The sequence below is a fragment of the Mycobacterium sp. VKM Ac-1816D genome (genome assembly GCF_000416385.1).
GTDB lineage: Bacteria > Actinomycetota > Actinomycetes > Mycobacteriales > Mycobacteriaceae > Mycobacterium > Mycobacterium neoaurum_A.
Genome location: NZ_AOHQ01000134.1, coordinates 46,857 through 70,747, shown reverse-complemented (window position 1 = coordinate 70,747; position 23,891 = coordinate 46,857). Strand labels below are relative to the sequence as shown.

Sequence of the window (23,891 nt, the reverse complement as noted above, 5' to 3'; positions counted from 1 at the left end):
GGTCGAGTTCGTCGTCGTGTCCCGGGGACACACGCTGCAGGAAAACCGAATTGGGCCGGCAGCGTTACCGCACCGATCGGCAGGACCCGACGATGCCCGGTCCTGCCGATCGCGATGTCGCTATTCCAGCACGAAGACCGGAATCTGGCGGTCGGTCTTGGTCTGGTACTCGGCATAGGGCGGATATGCCTGCACGGCCAGTTCCCACCAGTGGGCCCGCTCGTCGCCGTCGACCTCGCGCGCGGTCAGCTCGACCACCTTGTCACCGTCCTGCGCGGTGACCTGCGGATGTGCCTTGACATTGTGATACCAGGCGGGGTGCGCCGGATCGCCACCCTTGGAGGCGATCATGGCGTACTTGCCGTTCTCCTCTACCCGCATCAGCGGCACATAGCGCTTCTTGCCGGACTTCGCGCCGGTGGTGGTGAACAGCACGACCGGTCGGTCGAGTACCTCGACCCCTTCGGTGGTGCCCTGCTCGAGGATGCGTTCGGTTTGTTCGCGGACCCAGTCGGTTGGGCTCAGTTCGGGATTGTCGGCCATGGGCTCTAGAACACCACACCGCGCCGTATTGTTTCCGGTTTCGGCGACCGGCTCACCATCTGGGACGCTGGATGCATGACCACTGTGTTCATCACCGCCGCCCAACTCGCCGACATGCTCGCTGACGGCGAGCCGGTGACCGTGCTGGACGTGCGCTGGCAGCTCATGCAGCCCGACGGCCGGGCCGATCATCAGCGTGGGCACATCCCGGCGGCGGTGTATGTGTCCCTCGACGACGAGCTCAGCGATCATGCGGTGACCGGACGCGGTCGCCATCCCTTGCCGTCGGGGGCGCAGCTGCAGGACGCCGCGCGGCGCTGGGGCGTACGCCGCGGGGTGCCGGTCGTGGTGTATGACGACTGGAACCGAGCCGGATCGGCCCGCGCCTGGTGGGTCCTGCGGGCCGCCGGTGTCGAGGACGTGCGGATTCTCGATGGTGGACTGGGTGCATGGACTGCCGCGGGGCATTCCCTCGAGACCGGGACTGTCGACCCCGAGCCTGGCGACGTCGTGGTCACCCACGAGGATCTGTACGCCGGCGCGATGCCGACCGTGACCGCCGACGAGGCGGCCGTCCATCCGAATCTGCTCGACGCCCGGGCGCCCGAGCGCTTCCGTGGCGAGGTCGAACCGGTCGACGCCGTCGCCGGCCACATTCCCGGTGCCCGCAACCTGCCCAGCACCGCTGTTCTCACCGAGGATGGCTCCGTGCTCTCCGAGGACGAGCTCTCCGCGCTGGGCTGGACGTTCGGTGGGAGCGAGCAGGTCGGTGTGTACTGCGGCTCGGGTGTCACCGCTGCGGTGCTGGTGGCGGCGCTGGCCGCCGCGGGAGTGGACGCCGCCCTGTTCCCGGGTTCGTGGTCGCAGTGGTCGGCCGACGATCGTCCCGTCGAGACCGGCTGAGCCGAGCGGCTAGTGGTGCGCGATCATCTTGACCGCGACCACGACCGCGCCCGCCGTGGTCAGCAGCAGCACCGCCAGCAGTTGCTGCCACCAGAGCAGCCCGGCCCGCCGTACCGCGAGGTAGGCGATCAAGGCCATTTCGGCGACCAGGAACCACATCGCGATCCACACCGCGGTGGCGGTATCCATCACCCCGAAGCCCGCAAGCGCCAGGATGAAGGCCGGTGCGGCGGCGGCCTGCATGATCTGACCCGAGGCTGCCAACATCGACCAGGCCGCGCGGCCGCGCGGTGCGGCTCCCTCGACGCTGAGCCGAGCGACGAACTCGGCCAGTAACGCCGCCGCCCACAAACCGCCCGCGGCCACCGCGACATCGAGCACCCGGTACCAGGCATTGGTATCGGCGTCGGTATAGCGGGCCAGGGCGGCCAACGTCGCCAGGCATGAGATCGCGCCGTACAACCGCTCCCGTAGTGCGGCGACGACGTGTTCGACGTGAGGCTCGGCCGTACTCATGACAGCCGCTCCGACAAGAAGGCGGCGATCTCCCGTATCGACGCGTCCATGATCGAGCGGTCCCCCTGGGTGTTGAACGCGTGGTCGGTCGGGTAGCCGGTATGGACGACGTCGACGCCGGCCGCGCGTAACCGGTCGGCCACCTCGATCATCTCTGGGCCCAAGGTGTCCAGGTCGCCGGTCTGGATGAGCGTCGGAGGCATCTTCGCCGGCAGCTCGTCGTCATAGTACGGCGAGGCGATCGGGTCGGCGTGACTCGCTGGATCCACGAAATACATTCTGGCGGAGAACTTCTGAAGTGTCGGGGAGATGATCGGGTTGGCCTTCGGAGACGTGCGGCCGGTGCGCGTGCAGTCGGCCACCGCGTAGGACAGCACGGCGGCCCGTAAGCCGATGCCCGCCTCGTGGGCGTATTGGGCAAGGTTCATGCTCAACTTGCCGCCGGCACTTGCGCCGCCGACGCTGACGCGGTCACCGTCCCAGCCCTGCTGGTCGGCATGGTCGATCACCCACTGCAGGACGTCGATGCATTCCTGCTCCGCCACCGGGAAGAGCACTTGGGGGGCCGTGTGATAGTCGATGGCCAACACCGCGCAGCCCACATCGGAAGCCAGGAAACGGCAGATGTGGGCGTCCTCGGCGGTGTTGCGCAGCACGAAACCGCCGCCGTGGATGTCGATGTGCAGCGGCGGGGCGCCGGGCCCGGCCAGGGGCGCGGACGGATGCGGCCGATAGACGAAACAACGGACCGGCCCGTGCCGGGTCGGCACCTGGACGATATCGGGCGGGCCCACCGGCTGGGCGGGCTTGGGAATGCCCGGCGGACGAAAGACCAGCGGTGCGGTCTGTTGCGCCAGATAGGCCAGGGCGTACTCCAGCGGCGTGATGCGGGGGTTCGCCATGGCTGTCACCGTAGCGGGTTTCGTGACGGCACGTTACGGACTCCGAATCGCGTCGATCGGATAGCTGGACCCGGCGCGCACCCTGATCCATGGTGGCGAGGTGGGCAAGCAGATCATCCTCAACGCGTTCGACATGAACTGTGTCGCTCATATCGTGGCAGGCACGTGGCGGCACCCGGAATCGCAGGCGGCACGGTACAAGGATCTGGAGTACTGGACCGACCTCGCGGCACTCCTGGAACGCGGGCTGTTCGACGGCCTGTTCATCGCCGACGTGCTCGGGGTCTACGACGTCTACGGCGGTGGGCCTGACGCGGCTCTGCGCGCTGGAACGCAAGTGCCGGTGAATGATCCGCTGTTACTGGTATCGGCGATGGCGGCCGCGACACGGCACCTCGGGTTCGGCATCACGGCGGCGACATCCTTCGAGCACCCCTATTCGTTCGCCCGCCGGATGTCGACGCTCGACCATCTCACCAAGGGGCGCGTGGGATGGAACATCGTCACCGGGTATCTGGAGAGCGCCGCGCGCAACCACGGCCTGGACACCATCACCCCGCACGCCGTCCGATACGACATCGCCGACGAGTACACCGAGGTGCTCTACAAGCTGTGGGAGGGTTCCTGGGAGGACGACGCCGTCGGCACCGATCCGTCGCGCGCCCACTACACAGATCCGACCAAGGTGCACGCGATCGGCCACGACGGCAGGCATTTCCGGGTACCGGGCATCCATCTGTGCGAGCCGTCGACACAGCGCACACCGGTGCTGTATCAGGCCGGTGCCTCGGACCGGGGCCGCTCTTTCGGGGCGCAGAACGCCGAGGTGATCTTCATCGGCGCACCCACCAAGGAGTTGCTGCGCGAGGCCGTCGCCGATATCCGAACCAGAGCCTCGGACGTCGGACGTGATCCTTATGACGTCAAGATAGTCAACGGTCATGTCGCGGTGACGGGTCCGACTGCGGCCGCGGCCCGCGCGCGGCACGACGACTTCCGCAGCTATATCGATCCCGAAGGGGCTCTGGCATTGTGGTCGGGTTGGCTCGGCAGCGATCTGTCCCGGTTCGACCTGGATGACCCGGTAGCGGTGACCGACAACGAGTTCCTGAAATCCTCGGTGCAGATGTTCGGACAGGGACAGTGGACGCTGCGTGACTTCGTCGACGCGCACGCCATCGATGCGGAGGGCGGATTCAGCGTCGGCTCGGGTGACGACGTTGCCGACGACCTGCAGTCCTGGGTCAAGGAAACCGATGTCGACGGTTTCAACATCACCAACGTGATCACCCCCGGTTCGTTCGTGGATTTCATCGCTCATGTCATCCCGCAGCTGCAGCGCCGCGGTCTCTACAAGACCGAGTACACGCAAGGGTCTTTGCGGCACAAGATTTTCGGGCGCGGACCGCGACTACCCGATGCGCATCGAGCGGCCGCATACCGCCGCACCCACCAGGAGGCGAGCCGATGACCGTGACCACCGAACCGCTGACCTTCGGGTCACCGCGCCTGGCGGCCCTGCTGTCCAAGATCGGTCAGGGCGCACTGGAACGGGAACGCGCCAACGAGCGACCGTTCGGCATCATCGACCTGATTCGCTCGGAAAGGCTGGGAGCGCTTCGTGTCCCGGCCTCCGACGGAGGAGGCGGAGCCAGTCTGCGCGAACTCTTCGCCACCGTGATCGCACTGGCGGCGGCAGATGTCAACGTCGCACACATCCTGCGCGGGCATTTCGCCCACGTCGAGGAGAGGTTGCGGCTTTCCGGTGCGGTGCGGCAGCGTGCGATCGAGTTGGCGCTGTCCGGCGCCGTCGTCGGCAACGCGTCCACCGAGCTGGGATCGGACCCCGCGGGCGGATTCGTCTGGCAGACCAAGCTGACGCCGGACGGTGACGGCTATCGGCTCAACGGCAAGAAGTTCTTCACCACCGGCACGCTGTATGCCGACTACGCCGAGGTGTTGGCCAGCGATTCCGATGACGCGTCGGTGATCGCGCTGGTGCCCATCGACCGGGCGGGTGTCACCGTGCTCGACGACTGGGATGGCTTCGGCCAGCGCGCGACGGGCACCGGCACCGCGATCTTCGAGGACGTGGCGGTCGCCGCCGACGAGGTACTGCTCTGGGCGCCGCCGGAGGACGGCACGGAGCGGCCGCCGCTGTACCATTCCGGGGCGTTCTTCCAGCTGTACGTCACCGCGTTGGAAGTCGGTGTGCTGCGAGCTCTTCGGGACGATGCCGTCGCCCATGTGCATCAGCGGGCGCGCAGTTTCACCTGGGCGCCGAGCCCATCACCGCCGGATGATCCGCTCTTGCAACGTGAGATCGGCGAGATCGCCGCCGCGGCGTACGCGGCCGAAGCCACCGTGCTGGCGGCAGCGGATGCCCTGGCCGCCGCCTACGACGCGGATGTGGCCGGTACCGACCCGGCCCTCGAACTGGCCCACGAGGCGTCCTTGCAGGCCGCTAACGCCAAGGTGGTCGTCGACGCGCTGGCCCAGAAGGCGGCCTCGCAGATCTTCGATGTGGGTGGCGCGTCGGTGGTCCGTCAGGCACACCTGCTGGACCGGCACTGGCGCAACATCCGCACGCTGGCATCGCACAACCCGACGTCCTATAAGGCCCAGGCGATCGGCGCCTACCACACCCGCGGCACCAAACTGCCCGGCAGCGGCTACTTCTGACCTGTGATTTGTGGAGTCTCACCCGCGACGGTGACGGCTGAGACTCCACAAGTCGCAGACGATGGAACCGTTCGGCCGGCCGCTGCGTCCAAGTCAGCATGCTCGCAGACATCTTGCGCCGCCACGACGGCGTCGTCACCCTCGCCCATGCTCGATCAGCAGGCTTGGGTCAGGACGCCATCGACTACCGGGTGCGTACCGGTCAATGGCGCCGGTGCGCGAAGGGGGTGTACTTCGCCGATGATCGTGAGTTCACCGACCGGGCCCGGATCCGCGCCGGCATCTGGGCCTATGGCGATCAGGCCGTCGGTAGCGGACTGACGGCGGCGTGGTGGCAGCGACTCACACAGTTCGCGCCGGACGTTGTCGAGGTCACGGTGCCGAGAGAATGCCGACTGCGCTTCCAGCCCGGCACCAGACTGCGTCGCCGCGATCTCGATCCGCGGGAGATTGTCGAGGCCGACCACCTTCGGGTCACCGCTCTACCGCTGACCGTTGTCGAAGCGGCCGTTCGACGTCGCGGAGGTGCCGCGTTGATGGACGCGGCTCTGCAACGCCACGTCGACCTGCGGGCGCTGTGGAGGGCCCACCTCAACAACAAGGGGCGCCACGGTTCACCGGCCGCGCGAATACTGTTGCGTGCCGCCGAGGACGGAACTCGATCTGCTGCAGAGCGGTTGCTGGGCAAGCTCCTTCGCTCGGCGGGCATCACCGGGTGGAAGGCCAACCATCCGGTCGCCGGCTACAAGGGCGACTATGTGTTCGTGGACCGCAAGCTGATCCTCGAAACCGACGGCTGGGCATTCCACAGTGATGCCGACGATTTCAACAACGACCGGGTACGCCAGAATGCGCTGATCCTTGCCGGCTATCTGGTCTTGCGATTCACCTGGTTGGACCTCACCGAGTACCCCGATCGGGTCATCGCCCAGGTCCAACGTGCCCTCACCCGGTGATTTGTGGAGTCTCAGCCGCCATGGTCGCGGCCGAGACTCCACAAATCACGCAGGGTGAAGGCGCACACGCGCCACAAGAGTTTTCCTCAGCGTGGGTTGCAGTCACGGTTATTTTTATCCTGCGCGAGATACTCGGCGAAATCGACTGGGCCGACTACCTTCTGGGCGATGACATCCGAGAGCGACAACCGTCGCGCCATCGACTCCGTTCTGGAGAAGCTGGACACCTATGGGCTGGGCAGGCGGCAGTTCGTCAAGCTGCTCGCCGGCAGTACCGCGGCGCTGGCCTCCGCGGGCGCGCTGACCGCGGTCGGGCGCCGCGATGCCGCTCGAGGCGGGGCGGTGGCCTACACCGACGGCCAGATCGCGCTGCTCAACTGGTCATCCACCGGTGATTACCAGGTGCAGTGGGGCAACGCTTTTCAGGAGGCCGCTGCGCAACTGGGCTACAAGTCGGTGGTACTGGACGGCAAGAGCGATGCCGCGGTGCAGTCGAACCAGTTCAACCAGCTGCTCACCCAGAAGACCACGGCGATCTTCGTCGGACTCAACGACCCGGGTTCGTTGCCCACGCTGGCCCACGATGCCAACGACCGGGGCGTGCTCTTCCAGGCGGCCTGGAACTCGCCGGCCTGGTATACGCCGTGGCACAGCGATCGTTACGGCGACAAGTACAACTCCTTCCTGATGCCCGACGAGTACCTCTCGGTGAGCAAGGCCGTGGACGTGCTGGCCAAGCAGATCAACGAGGAGGGAACCGTCGTGCGGGTCGGCGGCTACTACCCGTCGATCGACGGTCTGGAGGTGCAGCGCCGGCTCGCCGTGCACGACACCCTGAAGAAGTACCCCAAGATCACCTTCGCCGGAGAACTACACGCCAAGTATGACGCCGACCTCTCGCAACGGGCCGCTGCGTCGTTGCTGGCCCGCTATCCCGACACGGTCGGCATCGTGGCGGTCAACGATGACGCGGCCACCGGGGTCGTCGCCGGGATCGAAGCCGCGGGGAAGGTGCCGGGCAAGGACGTGTTCGTGGTGGGGGCCAACGGCTCGACCGCGGGTATCGACCGCATCGTGCAGGGTACCCAGTTGGTGACCACAGGCAACGTTCCGGCCTACCCGTCGTTCGTCACACTGGCGCAGTTCCACGACCGCCTCAACGGATGGAAACCCGAAGCGGCCGAGCGCTTCTACGGCTGGCACGCCGAGATCATCACCGCCGAGAACGTCGGTGCGTTCAAGGCCCGCTACGTCGACGGACCGATCGGGGAGTCCTTCGACGTCCGGTTGCTTTCGCGCACCGAACATCCCACGGATTTCGATCTGCAGTTCGACGGCTACCCGGTCGAAGACCTGGAGACCATCTGGCCGGGCGTGCCGAAGCCCGAGGGGTTCGAGTACCCGGAGTCGTATCTGAATGCCCGGCGTAACGGCGATTTCGACCGAATCCGTGCCCTCTACAAGGACCATTACCGCACGCCGGTGCTCGGTCCGTCGCCCTACAAGAAGGTGTGATGTGAGCTCTGTGAACGGCGCGCCGCGCCTGCTGGCCCGCAACATCGTCAAGACCTTCGGGGCGCACCGGGCCCTCAAGGGTGTCGATCTGAGCGTCGGTGACGGCGAGGTGGTGGGTCTGATCGGGGAGAACGGTGCAGGCAAGAGCACCATCCTCAACATCGTGTCCGGGGTGCTGCCCTTCGACTCGGGCACCTTGCAGCTCGACGGCCGTGATATCGCCCCGAAGTCCTACCAGGACGCCAACCGACTGGGCATCTTCCGGGTGTTCCAGGAGGCGGCGCTGATCGACTCACTTCCGGTGTATCAGAACGTCTTCTTCGGGTGGGAGCAGCTGTTTCGGACCCGGCTCGGCGGGCTGGATCACCGTGCGTTGCGCAGGGCCGCCGCCGACGCCCTGAGCAAGGCCGATGTCGACGGGGTCGAGGTGGATGCCTCGACGGGATCGTTGACCCCGGGGCAGAAGCAGAGCCTGGACATCGCGCGGGTGACCGCGTTGGCCGATCTACTGGAGGTGGCACGGCCCGTGGTGCTCTTCGACGAGCCGACCACAGCGCTGGACTCCGAGCACGAGGACAACTTCCTGCTGCTGTTGAAGCGTCTGCGCGGGGTCGCCGCTGTGGTGTTCGTATCGCACCGTTTGCAGGAGATCATCGAATCGACTGATCGGATCACGGTTTTCAAGGACGGTGAATCGGTGGCCGACCGCCCGACCGCGGGGGTCGACGAGAGCGAACTGCACCGCCTGATGGTGGGCCGGTCGCGGACCGAGAATTACTACCGGGAAAACCTACAACGCAGCATCACCGAGGACGTGCCGCCGCGGCTGGTCGTGGAGGGCGTGGCGGGCGCCGGGGTGCTGCGCGATGGGACGCTGCAGGTTGCTCCCGGCGAGATCGTCGGGCTGGCCGGTACCGAGGGCTCTGGTAAGCGCGTGCTCGGCGAGATCATCGCGGGGGCGGTTCGGCCGACCGCGGGACGGGTGCTGGTCGACGGCAAGACGGTGGCGGGGAGCATCGGCGATCATGTCCGTGCCGGTATCGCCTACGTCCCGCCCGATCGTTCCGACAAGGGCCTGGTGACCTCCTCATCCATCGTCGACAACATCCAATTGGCTTCGCTGCATGATCATTTCGCGACCAAGCGGGTCGGGTTGTGGGCCGTCGGACGCGCGCGCAAGGTTGCCGAGAAGTATGTCTGTGAGCTCGGCATCGTTGCACGGGGCATCGACGCGCCGGTGTCCTCGCTCTCAGGTGGCAATGCGCAGAAGGTCCTGATCGCCAAGTGGCTGCTGCGTAAGCCGGATGTGCTGGTGCTCGACGAGCCGACCCAGGGTGTCGACACCGGTGCGCGTGAGGGGATCTACGACCTGCTGCGGCAGGTGGCCGCCGACGGCACCGCGGTGATCTTGGTCAGCGATGACCTGCCCGAACTGATCGGCCTGTCCAACCGGATCGCCGTGGTTACCGAGGGGCGTGTGGTGGCCGTCATCGACGCCCCGCCGGACGACAAGCCCGGTGAACACGATCTGGTCGCGTTGATGATCCCCGGCTCGACCCATGTACCTACCAGCATTGGATGACGACATGACCACCGAATTGACCCGCCCTGCAGGCACACCCGACACCGCCGCGGAAGGGAAGCCTGCCAACTCACCCCCGAGCCGGCTCAACATCGTGCGCGATGTACTGCCCCTGGCGGCCCTGCTGGCGTTGGTGGTGTTCTTCTCCGTGCGTGCCGAGGCCTTCCTGTCGGCGGCGAACCTCACCCTGATCAGTGGGCAGGCCGGAATACTGTTATTGGCCTCGCTCGGGGCCACTCTGGTGATCGTCGCCGGCAGCGTCGACCTGTCGGTCGGCTCGATCGCCCTACTCACCGGGGCCGTGATCGCATCACTGATCAACAGCGGATTCGGCAATCCGATCGTGGTGCTGCTCATCGCCGTTGTCGTCGGTGCGGCGATCGGCCTGATCAATGGGGTGGTCTTCGCCTATGGTCGAGTGCCGTCGTTCATCGCGACCCTGGGCACCCTGTCGCTGTTCGCCGGTATCGGGTTGACGGTGCTGCAGGGCAGCACGATCAACTTCACCAACGAGGCGGTCCGCAACCTGGCGATCGGCCAGTTCATCCCGAACATCCAGAATGCCGCGCTGATCGCCTTGTTGACCCTTGCGGTGGTCTGGTTCCTGGCCCGCCGAACGCGGTTCGGGCTCTACGTCTACGCGATCGGCGGTAACGAACGTGTGGTGGAGCTGGCGGGTGTACGCACCGCACGCGTGAAGGTGCTGATCCTGGTGCTCTCCGGAATCACCGCGGGATTGGCCGGGCTGCTGCTCACCGCACAGTTGGGATCGGCGGGACCGACACTCGGTTCGACGATCCTGCTGGATTCGATCGCCGCCATCGTCATCGGCGGTACCGCACTCTCCGGTGGTGTCGGCGGTGTCGGTCGCACGGTGCTCGGTGTGCTCATCCTCACCGTTCTGTCCAACGGGCTCAACCAGATCGGAGCGGCGGACTACACCCAGACCATCATCAAGGGTTTGGTGATCATCGTCGCGGCGGTCTTCACGATGGCCTCCCAGCGCAAACTGATCGTCAAGTAGATCGGGGCACTAGAATCGGTGCATGGCCCGTAACTATGCGACCGCTGATACGGTCACCCGCGACGAGTTGCTCGCCTTCGTCCGGCCGCGCCACCAGATGGTGCTGACCACGTTCCGTTCCGACGGCTCGGTGCAGAGCTCACCGGTCACCGGTGGTGTCGACGAGCAGGGGCGGATCGTGATCGCGAGCTATCCGCAGCGGGCCAAATCGCGCAATATCAGCCGTGATCCGCGGGCCAGCGTGACGGTCTTGTCCGAGGAGTTCCACGGACCGTACGTCCAGATCGACGGCGATGCCGAGTGCATCGACCTACCGGACGCCGTCGAGCCGTTGGTCGACTACTTCCGCGCCGTCGCCGGTGAGCATCCGGATTGGGACGAGTACCGGCAGGCGATGCTGGATCAGGGCAAGTGCCTGTTGCGTATCACTCCTCGACGGTGGGGTCCGGTTGCCACCGGGGGCTTCCCGCCGCCGAGCTGACGGGTCACCTCCGGCCGGCGGGGTCGAACCCGGAACTGGCGATCGCGGTCGACAATCCGATGCCGATCGGCCCGAGATGATCGAACAGTGCCGTCGATCCGGTGGCGATACCGTCGGCGGCGCTGTGGTTCTGCACGGCCAGGCCGATGAACGGGCCGTCGGGTAACCGACTCAGCGTCAGGGTGTAGTCGGCGTTGATGAATGCCAGCCCGGCGGTGCTGAAGTTCGCCATCGAAGCGGTGATGTCGACCGCCATCGCAGCACGTACGAACGCCGTCATCGACTCGCCCTGCACCAGTTCCCGGAACTCGCGAACCCAGGCATGGCGCGGTCCGTCGTGCTGCCACGGGAAGTCGGCATCATCGGAGGACCCGTAGGCTCGGATGAACATCGGCATGTTCTCGGCGATGACATCGGGTTCGTCCGGTATCGGCGGCAGTTCCACCGGTGCGGTCCAGAATCGGCCGGGCGGTTGAGCGCTGCGCCGCAGGAACAGCGCGGATGCCCGGGCGACCACGTGGCCGCCCTGGGTCATGGTGGCGTCCACCGAACACATCCGCCGACCGGCCCGCAGCACCGAAGCGTTCGCACGCACCGGCTCGGTGGCCACCCGCCGCAGGATGTCGACCGTCAGCCGGGCCGGATGCAGATCGGGGTCGGCGACCTGCTGCTCGATGGCCCGGGCCAGCAGGCCGCCGATGACCTGACCCCCCAGGGTAGGGCCCCAGCCGCCGTGGGCGACCGCGTTGGGCACCAACTCGTCCCCATGGCGCGTCGTGAACGGTGTCGCCGCGGTGTCTGCCATCTCGGCATATTACAAAAAACGACCGCTCTGTAATGCCGAAAGCTGCTTCTCGTAGAAGGCCAAGTGCGCTCGGGCCGCACTGTCCCAGGTCAGCGACAGTGCTAGCGCACGCCCGGGGCCGGAGTCGCCGGGATCGGCCAGTGCAGCGGAGATCTCCGCCGCGAAACCGTCCACATCTGAGGCGAACCGGACGGCGGAGCCGAACACCTCGCGCAGGACCGGCAGATCGCGAGTGACCACCGGTCGGCCGGCCGCCAGGGCCTCCAGCGCGGCCAAACCGAAGCCCTCCTTGGTAGATGGGAAAGCGAACACCTCACAACCCGCCACCAAGCCCGGTAGCTGGTCATCGGCGATGGCACCGAGGATGATCGGCTCGATGCCCAGTGCGACGCTTCGCGATTCGAAGGCTCGGCGATAGTCGCGGTAGTCGAACAACGTCTCGCCACCCGCGATGACCAGCGCGAGCTCCGGATGCCGGCTGCGCAGTAGCTGATAGGCCTCCAGCAGGTCGAGGGTGCCCTTGCGGGGTTCGATGCCACCCACGGTCAGCAGGTAGGGGCGCAGCTGGCCGAATCCGGGATCGGCGTCGATGAACCTTTGTGCTGCAACACCATTGGGAATCACCGTCGGATCCATACCCCAGCCCGCCCGCACTTCGGCGGCAACTGCGGAGGAGACGCAGATCCGTGCGTACGGCGCGGTGATCGCCTTCTCGTGACATTCGGCAAGAATCGGCGTGGTGAACTCGTCGAGGTGGTGGATGGTGCGGATACAGTGCCCGACGGCATTGGCGCTGATGCAGTCCTGGGCGTGCACGATGTCATAACTGTCCGGGGTGAATTCGCCCCGCAAGGTGTCGATGGAGCGCACGATGCGGTCGGTGACGGTGTCGCCGGGGAGGTCGACGAACTCGACCAGTCGTAACGAGACCGCCGGATCCACGGACCGGAAGAATCCTCGGTCGCCGGCGCGCGCCAACGACCAGACCGTGACTTCGGCACCGGCTCGTGCCAGCGCCTCGGCGAGGTTGAGGGTGTGCACCACGCCGCCGCGCGGTTTGGTCGAGTAGGTGAGCAGAGCGATCCGCATGTCACCTCCGAACCCGGTAGATGTCGCTGCGCAACTCGGTCAGGTGATTCAATACCTTTCTTGCCCTGGCGATCTCGTTCTCGACATCGACTTTCGCGGCGGCCAGCCCGCCCTTCGACCTGGTGGTGCACAGGATGTCGCCGCCCGGACCGACGATCTTGGCCTGGCCGAGGAACCGCAGATTCCCCATCACCCCGGTTTGGTTCGAGGACACCAGCACCACCTGGTTCTCGGCGGCGCGCGCGCAGTCATACAGGTCGAACAGGCGCGACTGGCGGTCCGCGGGCAGCCGGGAGGCACGGTCGGTGATGCTCGCCGGCCAAGCCGACAACGCGGCGATGATCTGCGCCCCGTCGAGTGCCAGGGTGCGGGCGGCCTCCGGAAAGGTCTTGTCGTAGTCGATGAGCATCCCGACCCGGCCGACCGGGGTGTCGAAGCTGTCGAAGCGATCACCGGCCAGGTAGGTCAGCGACTCACCGGCAGGCTGGTGCACCTTGCGGTAGCGACCGAGGACGCCGTCACCGGACACACAGACGGCCGCGTTGTAGCGGCTGCCACCGGCGGCCTCCTCGGCATAGCCGACGCACACCGTCATGGGACCCGCCGCGGCGATCACGGCTGCGATCTCGGGACCGTCGGGATCCAGAGCGGGTGGTGGGTCATCGGGGTCGGGGGCAGCGAAATCACCGATGTAACCGCCGAGGCAGGCGTCCGGTAGGACCAACATGTCCACTCCGTCGCGGGCGGCGGACTCGATGATGCCGACGACCTTGGATACGCCGCGATCGAGATCACGCCCGAAGTGTGCGGCGACCGCGCCGAGGGTGACCGGTGCCATGCGCTCTCCTCAGGCCGGGCCGAGTCCGGTGACCGGCGACGACAGTGCGGTCGTGGTGACCCCGTCGGGCCAGCGTAGGCGTACGCCTACGCTGGCGGTCAACCGTCCGCAGTCGGCGGCCACGACACCGTGGGGAAGCGGCACCGGCTGGGCAGATCCGACGGTCAGCATGGCGTAACCCGGGAAGCAGGTCAGCCACGCCGCGAGGTCGGTGGTCTGCGGCCGAGGCACCGCGGACACCTCCAGCTCGGCGCCGGTACCGCTCGCCTCGGCGAGCATGCCCAGGGTGCCGACCACACCGGCCATGCTGACGTCCTTCGCGGCGCGGGGGCGCATCCCGGCAACGACCCCCGACAGCGCGGCGAGGTCCGCGCCGGACCGGGTGCTGCTCGAATCCCACTGCTTACCGGTGTAGCCGGTCCGCCAGCCGCCGGACAGATCGGCGGTCAGCCGCACCAGGTCGCCGACGCGCCCGCCACCGGCGGGTACCGGATCACTCGTCCGGCCGAGTGCGGTGACGGCCAGTGCGGCGGGGACACCGAGTTGGGTGTGCCCACCGAGAACCGGGACATCCCATGCCGCCGATGCGGCCGCGAGACCACCGATCACGCGCTGCACGGTCCGCCGTGTGGGGGCCGCCACCGCGTCGAGCAATCCGGTGGGAACGGCGCCCATGGCGGTCAGATCGTTGATGTTGACCAGCACCGAGCACCAACCGGCCCACTCCGGATCGCGTTCGACCATCGACGGGATGATGGCATCGCATGCGGCGACCAGGTCCGTGCCGGGTACCGGGGCGCCGTCGTCGCCGATGTACCCATCGGCTCCGAGCCCGCCCGGCACAGCGCGTAGCGGGGCCAGTGAACGACCCAGAAACGACTTCGTTGCGGCCGCGAGTGCGCCGAAAGGGTTGATGGGGTAGCGCATCCGGCTGTGTGGCCGGCCGCCGACCTGGTCGTCGCCCAGGCGTTCCCACCCCATGGCGGCGAAGACGGCCTCGTACCGGTTCTGCACACAGGCTTCGAATCGCAACACTCCGACCGATTCGGCGTAGGCGCAGGCGGCTCGGATCAATGCCGGTCCGACGCCCGCCGAACGGGCCCGTGGTGCGGTCACCAGGCGACTGCCGGTCCACCATCCCAGGTCACGGGACCCGACCGGTGCCAACCGCACACCGCCGAGGAGTTCGCCGTCGGCGGTGACGGCAACCAGCACGACGGTGCGCGGGTCGTCGTCTGTGTCGTCGGAGTCCGATCCGGCGAACAAGCGCTGGACACCGACGAACTCGATGCGGCGCAGGGTGCGGTAGGAGCGGACATCCGCTCCGTCGCCTCGACGGATGAGAAACGGTGCGCGCGGCCGTGTCCCGGCCAGGATCGACAGGTCTGCCGTTGACGTCGAGGTGCTGTGGTCGAAGGGGATCATCAGGCTCCGAGCCCTTGCAACACCGAGCACGCACCGCAGGCCGCGCAGCCGGCGCGTTGCTCGGCGCCGGCCATGCCCGCCATCGCCAGTTTTGTCGCCACCTCGCGAGATATCTTCTCCACCAGTGCGGAATCCGGCGCCGGCGCATGATCGACCTCGACCGCCAGCGACCCGGCCTGCGGCCGATAGGGCACGACGAACGGATAGACCCCCATGCCGATCAACTCCGCGGCGCCGGCCACCAGGTCGTCCGGGTCCTCACCGAGACCGACGAGTAGATAGGTGGACACCTGGTTGCGGCCGAACACCCGGACCGCCTCCCGCCAGGCGTCGCGGTACTGCTCCAGAGGCACGGTCGCCTTGCCGGGCATCCACCGCCGGCGCACGTCGTCGTCCAGTGATTCGACGTGGATACCGATCGCGGCGGCCCCCGCTTCACGAAGGTCACCGATGACGGACAGATCGGCGGGAGGTTCGCACTGCACCTGGATGGGCAGTTCCGGGACCGCCGCCCTGACCGCTCGAACACAACGGGCCAGATGTCTTGCACCCCGGTCGGTTCCGGCGGATGTACCCGTCGTCATCACCATCTGGGTCACCCCGTCCAGCCGCACCGCCGCCGCGGCCACGTCGGCCAACTCGGCCGGTCGTTTGACCGCGGTGGTCGAGTTCGTGCGCAGTGACTCCTCGATGGTGCAGAAACGGCAGCGCTGTTCGGCTTCGTAGCGAATGCACGTCTGCACCACCGTGGTGGCCAGCACGTTACGGCCGTGCAGCCGAGCGATCTTCTCGTAGGGGACCCCGTCGGCGGTTCGTAGATCGTAGAAACGTGGGCGGTCGACCACCTCGACGTCCAGCCCGGTGTCCACACCGTCGCGAAGCACCCTGGTGCCGTCGAACACGAACGGACTGTCATCGTTTCGTGGGATCGCGGCATTGAGACCGTCGATGACGAGGTGACCGTCGGCGCTCGGGCCAGCGCCCGAGGTGCGGCTCACCGGTGGCTGCCCGCGAAAACCCATCAGGGCGAGGTCGACTCTGGTCGATATGGTCATTGCTGCCCCTCAGCTGGCCGAAGCGATCGTGTGAAACCTGCTCTGCTGCGCAAGGATCGACTCCGCAACATGGCGCGCGTCGCGGTCGATCCCGAGGAACCGTCCCGACCCCCAGGTGTGCATCCACGGCAGTCCGATGAAGCTCAGCCCCGCCACGCCGGTGATGCCGCGGGTCTGCATGGGTCGGCCGGCACCGTCGAACGCACTGGCTTCGATCCACCGGTAATCCGGTCGGTAGCCGATGGCCCACACGATGCTTGTGACGTTCCGGCCGACGAGATCGAGCGTGGTCGGCTCGTCCTCAGGTGTCCACACGGGGATGTAGCGCGAGGCCGGGGGTGCCGGGATCTCCTTCTGCTCGATGTATGCGTCGATATCGGCGCAGATCGAGTTGTAGACCGAATCGGCGTGATCCAGCGCGGTGGTCAGATTCGGCGCGAACCGCAGCTGACCGTCCCTACCGTCGGTCAGCGAGCCGTACAGCGTCATGCCTTCGAGGGCGAACTGGCGCAGGTCGACATCGCGGCCACCGTCGCGTCCGGTGACGTAGTGGTTGGTCTTCTCGATCGCCGCCTTGCCGCCGGGGTACTGTGCGGCGGGTCGATCGTAGAGGCCCATGTCGGACAGCCAGGTCATGCAGTCCCGGCCGCGATAGGTCCGCGCCACCCGCGGTGCGCCACCAACGGCCAGATGCACCGCTCGGCCCGCCAGGTGCAGGTCCTCGGCGATCTGCGTGCCCGATTGACCGGTACCGACCACCAGGACCGCCCCATCCGGTAGCTGATCGGGGTTGCGGTAGAGCTCGGAGTGGAGTTGGCGGATCGACGGGTCCAATGTTGCGGCGAACGGCGGTATGACGGGCAACGGGTAACCGCCGGTGGCGATGACGGCGTGGTCGCAGGTGAGAGTGTGCGAACCGGCGGCATCCTCGACGGTGAGTTCGAATCCGCCGTTGATGTGATTGGTCAGCTTGGTCACCCGGGTATGTGTGCGCAGCGGCGGGGTGAAGGTCGCCAACCACCCGTTCAGCCATTCGACCACCTGATCGCGAGTCATGAAACCGTCCGGATCGGGGCCGCTATAGGAGTAACCGGGCAGTCGACAGTGCCAGTTGGGTGTCACCAAGGTGAAGTTGTCCCACCGGCTGTCCGACCAGGCATGAACGGGGGTCGCGGCTTCCAGGACAAGGTGCTCGATGCCGGCCCGGCCCAGGTACCAACTGACCGACAATCCGGCCTGGCCGGCCCCGACGACGACCACAGGAACATGGGTGTTGGTCATCGCTGCTCCGATCCGGGGTTCATCGAGGTGATCTCGACCAGTGCGTCCAGCGGGAAACCCGCAGCGGCGCCGCTGATCCGGGACGCGGTCTCAGCCGCGGAGGTGCAGGCGAAGCCGAACTTGGCCCGTACGCGGTCACTGGCCTCGGTCATGGCGTGTCCGGTGCGCTGGACCAACTCGCCGACGGTGTAGCTACTGCCGGCCGAGAGGTGATCGTGCACGACCAGACTGGGCGAGTAGTAGCGCTGGGTATTGCCGTCGGGCCAGCGGATGTCGAATGTCATCTCAGGCATGGGCGAGCGCCTGCCAGTTCGCCTCGTGCGCCGAGGTCGGGGCGATCAGTGGGCCATACACGTCGGGCCTGCGGTCGCGAAGGTGGAACATCCCGGCGCGGGCGGTGCGGAAGGCCGTGTCCAGGTCAACCTCGGCGACGGCCAGTCCGCTGTCCAGAAGCGTTGTGGCAAGTATGTTTCCGCCAGGATCGACCACTTTTGCGTTGCCGACGTAGCGCAGTGATCCGAAAGTGCCGCTCTGATTGGATGCCACCCAGAACACCTGGTTGTCCAGCGCACGGGCGGTGTCGAAGAGGTTGAACCGATAGGTCCAACGGTCGTCCTGCAGATTCTGGGCAGTGGCGGTACGCGCTGCCGGCCAGGCCGACAGGCTCGCGATGATCTGCGCGCCGTCCAAAGCCATCATCCGGGCAGCCTCGGGAAATGCCTTGTCGTAACAGATCTGTAGGCCGATCCGGCCCACCGGGCTGTCGAACACCCGGTAATTCGACCCGGCGGAGTACGACATCCCCTCGCCGAGGGGCTGATGGACCTTGCGATAGGTGCCGTACACCTGGTGACCATCGAGAACGGCCGCCGTGTTGTACCGGGTCTCGCCGTCGTCGGCCAGTTCGCAGAACCCGATGGCGATGGTGAGATCGCCGACGATCTGCTGGACTCGTGCGATCTCCGGTCCATCGATCCGAATGGCAGGTGGCAGATCCCGCTTCGTTGTTCGCACGGTATCGCCGTGGTTTCCGAGGGAGGGCAGGTATCCGCCGATCGCGGCCTCGGGCAGCACCATGAAGTCCACGCCGGCTGCCCGTGCCTTGTCGGTGAGCGAAGAGATGAGCGCGTAGTTCTGTTCGAGATCGCGGGTGAAGTTCGCCGAAACGGCGGCCAGGATGGTCACCGTCATCTCCTAGACCATGTAGGTGGAGTTGATGATGGCGCCCTTGCGGGCATAGTGGATCAGTGCATCCTGGACGTCGAGCGGGTGGGCCGGGATGACGCCGTCGATCAGATCTTCCTCGCGCCCACCGTGCAGACCGAGCCCGAAGCGGCAGCAGAAGACCGTACCGCCCTCCTTGATGAAGGTCGTCAGCGCGTCGTTGATGTTCTGCTCACCTGGGAATCCTGAATCACCGGTGGTCGGAAAGCCCCGGGTGGCAAGGCAGTTGATGGCACCTGGGCCGTAGAAGTAGAGCGCCGATTCGAACCCCTTGCGCAGGGCGCGAGTGGCCTGCAGGACCGCCACGAACGATACCGACGATTCGTGGGCGATGCCGTGGACAAGAGTGAAGTAGCTTTCGCCGGCCTCGGCCTGGTAGTCCGGGAAGATCTTGGTCCCGCCGTAGATGGAGGTTCCCTTCGGTAGGGCGGGATGTGGGATCTCGGCCAGTGAGGCGGCGATGTTCTCGGTGATGGATGCGTCAAAGGTCATGATGTGCTCCGGGTTTCGTATCGCGGTTCGTCGGCGGTGTCGCCGGACGGCCGGTGATCGGCTGGTTCCATTAGATGCGCCGGGTATTTCCGCGTGGTTAGGCCCGGAATACGGATACGTTGCCGTCGGCTCACGACGGAAACGTCCGTGAAACACGAATTATGTTGTGCGGCAACGAGAAATGGCCCTATCGGAAATCCGACGGGCCTGAGATATGGATAGTACACCATAGATTAGTGCACTAGCAATGGGAACGATGCGGTCTCGGCGCCGCTTTCGTTTAGCCTTGATGGGTGAAACTGGACGGTCAGCAGTTGTCGGCCTTCGCCGCCGTACTCGACCTGGGCAGTTTCGATGCTGCCGCCGAGCGGCTACACATCACCCCGTCGGCGGTGAGTCAACGGGTCAAAGCTCTTGAGCAGCGGGTGGGGCAGGTTCTGGTGGTCCGCGAGAAGCCCTGCCGGGCGACCCCCGCCGGAGTGCCGATCCTGCGCCTGGCTGCCCAGATCGCCACGCTGGAATCGGAGGCGCTGGCCGAAACCTCCATTGGCTCCGCCGAACGCACTCGCATAGCGGTCGCTGTGAACGCCGACTCGATGGCCACCTGGTTCACCGCGGTGTTCGGGCTGCTGCCCGAGGTGCTGTTCGATGTGCGCATCGAAGACCAGGATCACTCGGCCCGGTTGCTTCGCGAGGGTGCGGTGATGGGCGCCGTCACCACCGAACGAGCCGCGGTGCCGGGTTGTCGGGTCCAGTCGCTGGGCGTCATGCGCTACGTCCCCGTCGCATCGGAGGATTACGTGGCGCGGTACCTACCGGAGGGATTCACTGCCGCCGCTGCCACACAGATGCCCTCGCTGGCCTGGAATCGAGATGACGCTTTGCAGGACAAGCTGATTCGAAAGGCTTTCCGGCGCGATGTCCATCGTGCCGTGCACTATGTGCCGACGGCCGAGGGGTTCGGCGCCGCTGTGCGCGCCGGCCTGGGCTGGGGAATGTATCCGGAGCAATTGGTGACCGCGGACTTCGTCCAGATATCGCCGATCCATCTCGACGTGCCGCTGTTCTGGCAGTCGTGGAAGCTGGACAGCGCGTTGGTCGCCTCGATCGGTCGCGCCGTGTCGACGGCGGCCCGCACTCTCCGCTGATCCCGCGCAGAAAAAGGTGACCTACGGCCCGGTGGGTCCGTAGGTCACCTGTGACTTCTCTACAGATGTCAGCTGATGCCGACGATCTCCTGGGCGATGGCGCTGAGCCGCACCTGGGCGGCTGAGACGACGCGCTGCCGATTCTTGTGGAACTCCTCGTAGGCGATGACCACTCGGATGTCGGCGGCATCGGAGAGTTCCTTCACCGCGGCCACGGCGTCGTTGACGTTGAGGTCGTCGTAGCCGGCGATCGGCAACTCGTCGGCCTCCAGCACACCGGCCTCGCCGCGGATCGTGTGCAGCGCATCGGCGACCTCCGCGGCGCCCTCTCGACGGCTGACCTTCTCGGCGGCCGACAGCGCGGCATCCCGTGAAGCCGAGAGAGTCTTGACGGCGATCTCACCGGCGTGGCTACCGCGGCTGAGTGCCTCATCGATGGTGGGGCGTGTCGCGCGGGCGGTGGCGTACACGCGCTCGAAGGCCCTGGTGGCCACGATGCCCGGCAGGTTGGCCAACTTCACCGCAGCGCCGGCGACGGCCTGAATCGGTGTGCGCCGCAAAGCCGCTGGGCCGCCCAGAGCTTCCTCGGCCAAGACCGTGGTCAACCACAGCACGGTCGCACTGTGGGCCTCGATAAGCGAGTCGGCGAGATCCTGCACCTCGCGGTTACCCGCGGCGACCGACAGCGACTTCAGGTAGCGGGCGCGGTCCACGAGCTGGTGTTCGAGGGCGAGATCGCCAAGCAGTGCCTCGGCGAAGGGCTCGGCCTGCTCGGTGAGCGCCTTCACGGCGGCGGCCGCGCGGCCCAGCAGTGGGCCGAGAATATCGGGCGACCCGCCCAGTTCGCGGATGGTTGCCTCGATCAGCGCGGCACGCGTCCGTGCGTTCTCGGCATTGGCGGACAGTTCTTCGCGCACCGCTTCGGTGCGCGCCTGCGCCGTCCGGACCTCGGCGATCTGGATTTCGGTGCTGGTCAGTTCAAGGATGGTGCGTAAGTTGGTGATGAGCGCGGTCTTGTCGGTCATGCGTATCCCCCTGCACGTAATTCGGAATGGATGTATCCGATCGGTCGATCGGACGGTGCGGGTGAGCACCCTCGACTATCGGCTACCCGGGGTTGCCGGAGTTGACACGGTGACACGCCGGGATGTGGCCCACGTCTCGGTGAAGTTCTATTACTATCGTTATAACCGCATGTCATGCAGTTTTATGACAGACGTTATAGGAGCGAATATTGCGAAGCGATGCGCCCACCGCGCGCGACCGGTTGGTCGCCGGCGCAGCCGATCTGCTGGCGCGGCGCGGTTTGGGGACGATGACCGTGCGCGAACTGGCCCGTCATGCCGACGCCCCGCTCGGGTCGACGTATCACTACTTTCCGGGCGGAAAGCCCGAACTTGCCGCGGAGGCGGTGCGCTGGGCCGACCGCGAGGCCGGCGCTGTTCTGCGACAAGGGCTTGTCGACGGTCCGATCGCCGGGTTGCGGGCGTTCGTGCAAATGTGGCGTCGCACGCTGGTCGATAGTGACTTCGGCCGCGGCTGTGCAGTGGTCGCGGTTGCGGTGCACGAGAATCCCGGAGACGCGGCGCGGGATGCCGCGGTCTTCGCGTTCAGCACGTGGACGGCCGAGCTCTCTGCCGCGCTGCGTCGGTGCGGTGTCAGCCACGGCGCCGCCGCCGATCTGGCGACATTGGTGGTCGCGGCGGTCGAAGGTGCCGTAGCGATGTGCCGTGCCGAGCGCAGCGTGCAACCCCTCGAGGCAGTGGCCGCCCAGTTGGAGGGTCTGCTCAGATCCTGACGTGCAGGACCTCGCCGAGCGGGCGCCGCGGTGTCGGCGGCGGCACGTCGTCGAGTTCGGAGGCCAACCCGATCCTGACCACGATCTGCGGATGAGCGCGGTTCACCAGCCCGCCCACGATGTCGCGGGTGGCCGGGACTTCGGTGAGGTGGCTGAGCGTGCAGGAGGACAGGCCGGCCATGGTGGCGTCGAGCAGCAATGCCGAGAGCCTCTCGCCGCATCGCAGCATGTCCAGCCGGGTGTCCTCCGGGGCGGAGATGACCAGGAGTCCAGCCTGGTCTTCGGCGATGTGCCTCCGGCGCTCCGCGTGCTGCGTCACCGGGAAGTTGCGGCCGACGTCGACCCGGTCCGCCTCGGCGGCCGACACGAGTGAGCTGTGCGGAATGCCGTCGGTAACTTCAAAAGGTGATGTCCACCAGCCGATTTCGTGATGATATGCGCTGTCGTAGAGGCGCAGTGCCTCGGTGAGCTGAGCGGCATCGGCGACGGTGGGCCGGTCCGCGGGATCGATCACATCCACGGCCGCCGCATCGGCGTCGTGCGCGGCGCCCAGCAGCAGATCGTAGGTTGCCGGGTCGGCGGGCGCTGCCAGGGGCAGACGATCGGTTCGGCGGGCCAGGATCGCATCCGCCTGACGGCGCTGGAATGCGGTGACGGTATCCGCCGGTGCCAGTGTGATGGTCGCCAGGTGCAGGTGGTCGCCGGAATCGGGATAGCGATGAACGGTGGTCCGGAAGCCGGCGGCCGCAGCCGCAACGCGGAAATGGTCAAGGGCCGCACCGCAACTGATCACCGCCTGACGTCCACTCGTATCGGTGGCGACCAACCGGTCGGTGTCGACGAACAGCTGTACCCCGTCGGGGGTGATGACCCACCGCCACGGCTGGCTGTTGTGATAGGAGGGTGCCCGGCACGCCAGCTGCACGGCGTCTTCCACGATTCGAGCGTTGGCCGCTGTCTGCGATGTTGCTGCCATGGTCATGAGTGTGCGGCGGGGCCGCCGGAGTCGGTAGGGCCGGAAGTCCCTAGCCGGATGCGGTGACTGCTCCAGATGTGAATCGGCCCCCGCCACAGACGTGGCGGGGGCCGATTCGTTGTCGGGATGGGGCCCTAGTGGGCCGGCTTGCGATGCCGACCGATCAGGGCGGTCAACCAGCGAACGTCGAGCAACATGTCGTTCCGCCTTTCTATGCGGTCTTGCGAAGGAGGGGGAGCAGGCGACGCCGGGCGAGGGTGCCTTCGGCGAAGTGATGCAGCGCCTCCGGAACGGAGACCGTGATGGGGAATGCGTCGTCGATCATGTGCAGGACGTCGACCACAGGGGCGCCGGCAACCAACGCCCATTCGACACCGGCCATATCGCATTCGTCATCGAGTGCGTAGAGCAGTGCAACACCGCGTGCGGACAGGAAGGTCACGTCGGTCAGGTCGAGAACGAACGGCTTCTCGGTCAGGACCAGTCGACGTACCTGCTCGGTGAGGCTTTCGACGTTGTTGTCGTCGATCACGCCGGATACCGTCACCACCAGGGCTAGATGGCGGCACTGCGCCCGCAGTTCTGCACCGCCGCACTGGACGGCGGGGTTGCCATACCGGAATGCGATTGTCATGGACTGCCTCCCTTCGTGGATC

25 protein-coding genes are annotated in these 23,891 nt (G+C 66.6%); 10 read left to right on the top strand and 15 right to left on the bottom strand.

From position 1 onward, the window contains the following. Window positions 1-120: 120 nt before the first annotated feature. Window positions 121-543 carry a nitroreductase family deazaflavin-dependent oxidoreductase gene (locus tag G154_RS13600; RefSeq protein WP_019513676.1) on the bottom strand — a complete coding sequence of 141 codons (423 nt, stop codon included), beginning with the start codon at window positions 541-543 and terminating at the stop codon, window positions 121-123. Between the two features lie 75 nt (window positions 544-618). Here G154_RS13600 and G154_RS13595 point away from each other — a divergent pair, with 75 nt between their 5' ends. Next, window positions 619-1,446, top strand: coding sequence for a sulfurtransferase (locus G154_RS13595; protein ID WP_019513675.1), 828 nt, complete (start codon window positions 619-621; stop codon window positions 1,444-1,446). 9 nt (window positions 1,447-1,455) lie between these two features. On the opposite strand, the gene G154_RS13590 is transcribed toward G154_RS13595, so the two are convergent. Next, window positions 1,456-1,962 (bottom strand): hypothetical protein, encoded by a 507-nt coding sequence (locus G154_RS13590; protein ID WP_019513674.1) that lies wholly within the window; start codon window positions 1,960-1,962, stop codon window positions 1,456-1,458. Continuing rightward, the gene (locus tag G154_RS13585; protein WP_019513673.1) at window positions 1,959-2,864 is read right to left on the bottom strand and encodes an alpha/beta hydrolase fold domain-containing protein; all 906 of its coding nucleotides are present in this window, start codon (window positions 2,862-2,864) and stop codon (window positions 1,959-1,961) included. Before G154_RS13585 ends, G154_RS13590 begins: the two co-directional genes overlap by 4 nt. A gap of 100 nt (window positions 2,865-2,964) precedes the next feature. On the opposite strand from G154_RS13585, the gene G154_RS13580 reads away from it, so the two are divergent. The 7 genes from G154_RS13580 to G154_RS13550 all read left to right on the top strand — a co-directional run bounded on the left by G154_RS13580 (window position 2,965) and on the right by G154_RS13550 (window position 11,104). After that, on the top strand, window positions 2,965-4,335 hold the full coding sequence (locus G154_RS13580) for an LLM class flavin-dependent oxidoreductase (protein WP_019513672.1): 1,371 nt from the start codon (window positions 2,965-2,967) through the stop codon (window positions 4,333-4,335). After that, on the top strand, window positions 4,332-5,546 hold the full coding sequence (locus tag G154_RS13575; protein WP_019513671.1) for an acyl-CoA dehydrogenase family protein: 1,215 nt from the start codon (window positions 4,332-4,334) through the stop codon (window positions 5,544-5,546). The genes G154_RS13580 and G154_RS13575 overlap by 4 nt, the downstream gene beginning before the upstream one ends. A 98-nt stretch (window positions 5,547-5,644) precedes the next feature. After that, entirely contained in the window at window positions 5,645-6,502 is an 858-nt protein-coding gene (locus G154_RS13570; RefSeq protein ID WP_019513670.1) for a type IV toxin-antitoxin system AbiEi family antitoxin domain-containing protein, read from the top strand. Window positions 6,503-6,670: 168 nt separating this feature from the next. After that, a complete protein-coding gene (locus tag G154_RS13565; protein WP_019513669.1) occupies window positions 6,671-8,017 on the top strand; it encodes a sugar ABC transporter substrate-binding protein in 1,347 nt (448 codons plus the stop codon). A 1-nt stretch (window position 8,018) separates the two neighbouring features. After that, on the top strand, window positions 8,019-9,599 hold the full coding sequence (locus tag G154_RS13560) for a sugar ABC transporter ATP-binding protein (protein ID WP_110807325.1): 1,581 nt from the start codon (window positions 8,019-8,021) through the stop codon (window positions 9,597-9,599). Between the two features lie 4 nt (window positions 9,600-9,603). Next, on the top strand, window positions 9,604-10,623 hold the full coding sequence (locus tag G154_RS13555) for an ABC transporter permease (RefSeq protein WP_051154386.1): 1,020 nt from the start codon (window positions 9,604-9,606) through the stop codon (window positions 10,621-10,623). A 22-nt stretch (window positions 10,624-10,645) separates the two neighbouring features. After that, window positions 10,646-11,104 carry a PPOX class F420-dependent oxidoreductase gene (locus tag G154_RS13550; protein WP_019513666.1) on the top strand — a complete coding sequence of 153 codons (459 nt, stop codon included), beginning with the start codon at window positions 10,646-10,648 and terminating at the stop codon, window positions 11,102-11,104. 4 nt (window positions 11,105-11,108) lie between these two features. Here G154_RS13550 and G154_RS13545 read toward each other — a convergent pair whose 3' ends face one another. From G154_RS13545 to G154_RS13505, 9 genes are read right to left on the bottom strand one after another with little or no spacing between them, the layout of a single operon-like run. Next, on the bottom strand, window positions 11,109-11,909 hold the full coding sequence (locus tag G154_RS13545; RefSeq protein WP_019513665.1) for a thioesterase family protein: 801 nt from the start codon (window positions 11,907-11,909) through the stop codon (window positions 11,109-11,111). A 9-nt stretch (window positions 11,910-11,918) separates the two neighbouring features. Further along, window positions 11,919-12,998, bottom strand: coding sequence for an MSMEG_0565 family glycosyltransferase (locus G154_RS13540; RefSeq protein WP_019513664.1), 1,080 nt, complete (start codon window positions 12,996-12,998; stop codon window positions 11,919-11,921). A gap of 1 nt (window position 12,999) precedes the next feature. Next, on the bottom strand, window positions 13,000-13,836 hold the full coding sequence (locus G154_RS13535) for a carbon-nitrogen hydrolase family protein (RefSeq protein WP_019513663.1): 837 nt from the start codon (window positions 13,834-13,836) through the stop codon (window positions 13,000-13,002). 9 nt (window positions 13,837-13,845) lie between these two features. After that, the gene (locus tag G154_RS13530) at window positions 13,846-15,261 is read right to left on the bottom strand and encodes an MSMEG_0567/sll0787 family protein (RefSeq protein WP_019513662.1); all 1,416 of its coding nucleotides are present in this window, start codon (window positions 15,259-15,261) and stop codon (window positions 13,846-13,848) included. Then, window positions 15,261-16,316, bottom strand: a complete 1,056-nt coding sequence (locus G154_RS13525; RefSeq protein ID WP_023985181.1) for an MSMEG_0568 family radical SAM protein — start codon at window positions 16,314-16,316, stop codon at window positions 15,261-15,263. Before G154_RS13525 ends, G154_RS13530 begins: the two co-directional genes overlap by 1 nt. A gap of 9 nt (window positions 16,317-16,325) precedes the next feature. After that, entirely contained in the window at window positions 16,326-17,597 is a 1,272-nt protein-coding gene (locus G154_RS13520) for an MSMEG_0569 family flavin-dependent oxidoreductase (protein WP_019513660.1), read from the bottom strand. Next, entirely contained in the window at window positions 17,594-17,890 is a 297-nt protein-coding gene (locus G154_RS13515) for an MSMEG_0570 family nitrogen starvation response protein (RefSeq protein WP_019513659.1), read from the bottom strand. Before G154_RS13515 ends, G154_RS13520 begins: the two co-directional genes overlap by 4 nt. After that, window positions 17,883-18,782: a carbon-nitrogen hydrolase family protein gene (locus tag G154_RS13510; protein ID WP_023985182.1), complete on the bottom strand. Its 900-nt coding sequence runs from the start codon at window positions 18,780-18,782 to the stop codon at window positions 17,883-17,885. Before G154_RS13510 ends, G154_RS13515 begins: the two co-directional genes overlap by 8 nt. A gap of 9 nt (window positions 18,783-18,791) precedes the next feature. Continuing rightward, the gene (locus tag G154_RS13505; protein ID WP_162181533.1) at window positions 18,792-19,316 is read right to left on the bottom strand and encodes an MSMEG_0572/Sll0783 family nitrogen starvation response protein; all 525 of its coding nucleotides are present in this window, start codon (window positions 19,314-19,316) and stop codon (window positions 18,792-18,794) included. 290 nt (window positions 19,317-19,606) lie between these two features. On the opposite strand from G154_RS13505, the gene G154_RS13500 reads away from it, so the two are divergent. Continuing rightward, window positions 19,607-20,461: a LysR family transcriptional regulator ArgP gene (locus G154_RS13500; RefSeq protein WP_019513656.1), complete on the top strand. Its 855-nt coding sequence runs from the start codon at window positions 19,607-19,609 to the stop codon at window positions 20,459-20,461. A gap of 68 nt (window positions 20,462-20,529) precedes the next feature. Here G154_RS13500 and G154_RS13495 read toward each other — a convergent pair whose 3' ends face one another. Next, window positions 20,530-21,486, bottom strand: a complete 957-nt coding sequence (locus G154_RS13495; RefSeq protein ID WP_019513655.1) for a hypothetical protein — start codon at window positions 21,484-21,486, stop codon at window positions 20,530-20,532. Between the two features lie 209 nt (window positions 21,487-21,695). Here G154_RS13495 and G154_RS13490 point away from each other — a divergent pair, with 209 nt between their 5' ends. After that, the gene (locus G154_RS13490; protein WP_019513654.1) at window positions 21,696-22,259 is read left to right on the top strand and encodes a TetR/AcrR family transcriptional regulator; all 564 of its coding nucleotides are present in this window, start codon (window positions 21,696-21,698) and stop codon (window positions 22,257-22,259) included. Here G154_RS13490 and G154_RS13485 read toward each other — a convergent pair. After that, the gene (locus G154_RS13485; protein WP_031601285.1) at window positions 22,249-23,235 is read right to left on the bottom strand and encodes an NAD(P)H nitroreductase; all 987 of its coding nucleotides are present in this window, start codon (window positions 23,233-23,235) and stop codon (window positions 22,249-22,251) included. The genes G154_RS13490 and G154_RS13485 overlap by 11 nt on opposite strands. 211 nt (window positions 23,236-23,446) lie before the next feature. After that, window positions 23,447-23,869 (bottom strand): STAS domain-containing protein, encoded by a 423-nt coding sequence (locus G154_RS13480; RefSeq protein ID WP_019511435.1) that lies wholly within the window; start codon window positions 23,867-23,869, stop codon window positions 23,447-23,449. Window positions 23,870-23,891: the final 22 nt, after the last annotated feature.

Coding starts and splice junctions, on each gene's coding strand:
- G154_RS13520 (WP_019513660.1), bottom strand. CDS start 17,597: ATGACCAACACCCATGTTCCTGTGGTCGTCGTCGGGGCCGGCCAGGCC.
- G154_RS13480 (WP_019511435.1), bottom strand. CDS start 23,869: ATGACAATCGCATTCCGGTATGGCAACCCCGCCGTCCAGTGCGGCGGT.
- G154_RS13530 (WP_019513662.1), bottom strand. CDS start 15,261: ATGATCCCCTTCGACCACAGCACCTCGACGTCAACGGCAGACCTGTCG.
- G154_RS13495 (WP_019513655.1), bottom strand. CDS start 21,486: ATGACCGACAAGACCGCGCTCATCACCAACTTACGCACCATCCTTGAA.
- G154_RS13535 (WP_019513663.1), bottom strand. CDS start 13,836: ATGGCACCGGTCACCCTCGGCGCGGTCGCCGCACACTTCGGGCGTGAT.
- G154_RS13485 (WP_031601285.1), bottom strand. CDS start 23,235: ATGGCAGCAACATCGCAGACAGCGGCCAACGCTCGAATCGTGGAAGAC.
- G154_RS13545 (WP_019513665.1), bottom strand. CDS start 11,909: ATGGCAGACACCGCGGCGACACCGTTCACGACGCGCCATGGGGACGAG.
- G154_RS13525 (WP_023985181.1), bottom strand. CDS start 16,316: ATGACCATATCGACCAGAGTCGACCTCGCCCTGATGGGTTTTCGCGGG.
- G154_RS13585 (WP_019513673.1), bottom strand. CDS start 2,864: ATGGCGAACCCCCGCATCACGCCGCTGGAGTACGCCCTGGCCTATCTG.
- G154_RS13515 (WP_019513659.1), bottom strand. CDS start 17,890: ATGCCTGAGATGACATTCGACATCCGCTGGCCCGACGGCAATACCCAG.
- G154_RS13595 (WP_019513675.1), top strand. CDS start 619: ATGACCACTGTGTTCATCACCGCCGCCCAACTCGCCGACATGCTCGCT.
- G154_RS13550 (WP_019513666.1), top strand. CDS start 10,646: ATGGCCCGTAACTATGCGACCGCTGATACGGTCACCCGCGACGAGTTG.
- G154_RS13575 (WP_019513671.1), top strand. CDS start 4,332: ATGACCGTGACCACCGAACCGCTGACCTTCGGGTCACCGCGCCTGGCG.
- G154_RS13600 (WP_019513676.1), bottom strand. CDS start 543: ATGGCCGACAATCCCGAACTGAGCCCAACCGACTGGGTCCGCGAACAA.
- G154_RS13570 (WP_019513670.1), top strand. CDS start 5,645: ATGCTCGCAGACATCTTGCGCCGCCACGACGGCGTCGTCACCCTCGCC.
- G154_RS13555 (WP_051154386.1), top strand. CDS start 9,604: ATGACCACCGAATTGACCCGCCCTGCAGGCACACCCGACACCGCCGCG.
- G154_RS13590 (WP_019513674.1), bottom strand. CDS start 1,962: ATGAGTACGGCCGAGCCTCACGTCGAACACGTCGTCGCCGCACTACGG.
- G154_RS13540 (WP_019513664.1), bottom strand. CDS start 12,998: ATGCGGATCGCTCTGCTCACCTACTCGACCAAACCGCGCGGCGGCGTG.
- G154_RS13565 (WP_019513669.1), top strand. CDS start 6,671: ATGACATCCGAGAGCGACAACCGTCGCGCCATCGACTCCGTTCTGGAG.